At 56.1% G+C, this 3,501-nt stretch carries 2 rRNA genes; both read left to right on the top strand.

Features of this window, described 5'->3' with window-relative positions:
* A 16S ribosomal RNA gene (locus ACWF5P_RS27065) occupies positions 1–48 on the top strand; the annotation flags it as partial.
* Positions 49–366: 318 nt separating this feature from the next.
* Positions 367–3,483 (top strand): 23S ribosomal RNA (locus ACWF5P_RS27060).
* The last annotated feature ends 18 nt before the right edge of the window (positions 3,484–3,501 follow it).

Raw genomic sequence — 3,501 nt, 5'->3', positions numbered from 1 at the left:
TCGTAACAAGGTAGCCGTACCGGAAGGTGCGGCTGGATCACCTCCTTTCTAAGGAGCAACACATCCACACTCCCGGTTATTGACCGGATCAGCAGTGTGGAGTGGCCAGGGTTTCAGCACCGACTGTGTGCCGGCACTGGTTGCTCAAGGAATTGTGGAACTACTGGTTATGGCCTGAGGCCAGGTTGCTGATGACTTCTAGTACTGCACTTCGGTGCGTGGAACGGGGTATGTCGGGTCTGGTCGATGATTGTTCACTTAGCACGCTGTTGGGTCCTGAGGCAACACGCCGAGGGGCTTACCCCCCAGGTTGTTTGTTTCTGGTGTGGTGTTTGAGAACTGTAGAGTGGATGCGAGCATCTTTGTGGTCAAGTTGTTAAGGGCACATGGTGGATGTCTTGGCTTCAGGAGCCGATGAAGGACGTGGGAGGCTGCGATATGCCTCGGGGAGCTGTCAACCGAGCTGTGATCCGAGGATTTCCGAATGGGGAAACCCAGCACCAGTTATGTGGTGTTACCCGCATCTGAATATATAGGGTGTGTGGAGGGAACGCGGGGAAGTGAAACATCTCAGTACCCGCAGGAAGAGAAAACAACCGTGATTCCGGGAGTAGTGGCGAGCGAAAGCGGAAGAGGCTAAACCATGCACATGTCAAGCTGTCAGGCGTTGTGTGTGTGGTGTTGTGGGACCCAGCGTCGAGGATCTGACAGTCCTCGGAACGGTTACGCGTGTTAGTGGAACGCCTTGGGATGGGCGACCGGAGTGGGTGAGAGTCCCGTACGCGAAAACACGTTGTGGATTGTTTGTCTGGTGTTCCCGAGTAGCAGCGAGCTCGTGGAATTTGCTGTGAATCTGCCGGGACCACCCGGTAAGCCTAAATACTTCCTGAAGACCGATAGCGGACTAGTACCGTGAGGGAAAGATGAAAAGTACCCCGGGAGGGGAGTGAAAGAGTACCTGAAACCGTGTGCCTACAAGCCGTCAGAGCCCGAGCACATCCTTGTGATGTTGAGGTGATGGCGTGCCTTTTGAAGAATGAGCCTGCGAGTTAGTGGTGTGTGGCGAGGTTAACCCGTGTGGGGTAGCCGTAGCGAAAGCGAGTCCGAATAGGGCGATTGAGTCGCGTGCTCTAGACCCGAAGCGGAGTGATCTAGCCATGGGCAGGTTGAAGCGGAGGTAAGACTTCGTGGAGGACCGAACCCACCAGGGTTGAAAACCTGGGGGATGACCTGTGGTTAGGGGTGAAAGGCCAATCAAACTCCGTGATAGCTGGTTCTCCCCGAAATGCATTTAGGTGCAGCGTCGTGTGTTTCTTGCCGGAGGTAGAGCACTGGATAGGCGATGGGCCCTACCGGGTTACTGACCTTAGCCAAACTCCGAATGCCGGTAAGTGAGAGCGCGGCAGTGAGACTGTGGGGGATAAGCTCCATGGTCGAGAGGGAAACAGCCCAGAACACCGACTAAGGCCCCTAAGCGTGTGCTAAGTGGGAAAGGATGTGGAGTCGCAGAGACAACCAGGAGGTTGGCTTAGAAGCAGCCACCCTTGAAAGAGTGCGTAATAGCTCACTGGTCAAGTGATTCCGCGCCGACAATGTAGCGGGGCTCAAGCGCACCGCCGAAGTCGTGTCATTGCAGCAATAAGCCCCAACGGGTGTTGTGATGGGTAGGGGAGCGTCGTGTGCCGGGTGAAGCAGCAGCGGAAGCGAGTTGTGGACGGTTCACGAGTGAGAATGCAGGCATGAGTAGCGATACACACGTGAGAAACGTGTGCGCCGATTGACTAAGGGTTCCTGGGTCAAGCTGATCTGCCCAGGGTAAGTCGGGACCTAAGGCGAGGCCGACAGGCGTAGTCGATGGACAACCGGTTGATATTCCGGTACCCGCTTTGAAACGCCCAATATCGAGCCCATTAATGCTAAGGCCGTGAAGCCGTTCCGGACCCTTCGGGGAAAGGAAAGTGGTGGAGCCGTCGACCCAAGGTGGTAGTAGGTAAGCGATGGGGTGACGCAGGAAGGTAGTCCATCCCGGGCGGTGGTTGTCCCGGGGTAAGGGTGTAGGACGACAGGTAGGCAAATCCGCCTGTCAATAGTCTGAGACCTGATGCCGAGCCGATTGTGGTGAAGTGGATGATCCTATGCTGTCGAGAAAAGCCTCTAGCGAGTTTCATGGCGGCCCGTACCCTAAACCGACTCAGGTGGTCAGGTAGAGAATACCGAGGCGTTCGGGTGAACTATGGTTAAGGAACTCGGCAAAATGCCCCCGTAACTTCGGGAGAAGGGGGGCCATCACTGGTGATCGGATTTACTCCGTGAGCTGGGGGTGGCCGCAGAGACCAGCGAGAAGCGACTGTTTACTAAAAACACAGGTCCGTGCGAAGCCGTAAGGCGATGTATACGGACTGACGCCTGCCCGGTGCTGGAACGTTAAGGGGACCGGTTAGCTCTGTTTCGGCAGGGCGAAGCTGAGAACTTAAGCGCCAGTAAACGGCGGTGGTAACTATAACCATCCTAAGGTAGCGAAATTCCTTGTCGGGTAAGTTCCGACCTGCACGAATGGCGTAACGACTTCTCGACTGTCTCAACCATAGGCCCGGTGAAATTGCACTACGAGTAAAGATGCTCGTTTCGCGCAGCAGGACGGAAAGACCCCGGGACCTTTACTATAGTTTGATATTGGTGTTCGGTTCGGCTTGTGTAGGATAGGTGGGAGACTTTGAAGCGGCCACGCCAGTGGTGGTGGAGTCGTCGTTGAAATACCACTCTGGTCGTGCTGGATGTCTAACCTGGGTCCGTGATCCGGATCAGGGACAGTGTCTGATGGGTAGTTTAACTGGGGCGGTTGCCTCCTAAAGAGTAACGGAGGCGCCCAAAGGTTCCCTCAGCCTGGTTGGCAATCAGGTGTTGAGTGTAAGTGCACAAGGGAGCTTGACTGTGAGACCGACGGGTCGAGCAGGGACGAAAGTCGGGACTAGTGATCCGGCGGTGGCTTGTGGAAGCGCCGTCGCTCAACGGATAAAAGGTACCCCGGGGATAACAGGCTGATCTTCCCCAAGAGTCCATATCGACGGGATGGTTTGGCACCTCGATGTCGGCTCGTCGCATCCTGGGGCTGGAGTCGGTCCCAAGGGTTGGGCTGTTCGCCCATTAAAGCGGTACGCGAGCTGGGTTTAGAACGTCGTGAGACAGTTCGGTCCCTATCCGCTGTGCGCGTAGGAGTCTTGAGAAGGGCTGTCCCTAGTACGAGAGGACCGGGACGGACGAACCTCTGGTGTGCCAGTTGTCCTGCCAAGGGCATGGCTGGTTGGCTACGTTCGGAAAGGATAACCGCTGAAAGCATCTAAGCGGGAAGCCTGCTTCGAGATGAGTATTCCCACCTCCTTGAGAGGGTAAGGCTCCCAGTAGACGACTGGGTTGATAGGCCAGATGTGGAAGCCCGGTAACGGGTGGAGCTGACCGGTACTAATAGGCCGAGGGCTTGTCCTCAGTTGCTCGCGTCCACTG

The organism is Peribacillus sp. NPDC055009, from assembly GCF_053608705.1.
The sequence above is the reverse complement of the archived record's forward strand: the minus strand, read 5'-3'. Positions and strand labels throughout refer to the sequence as shown.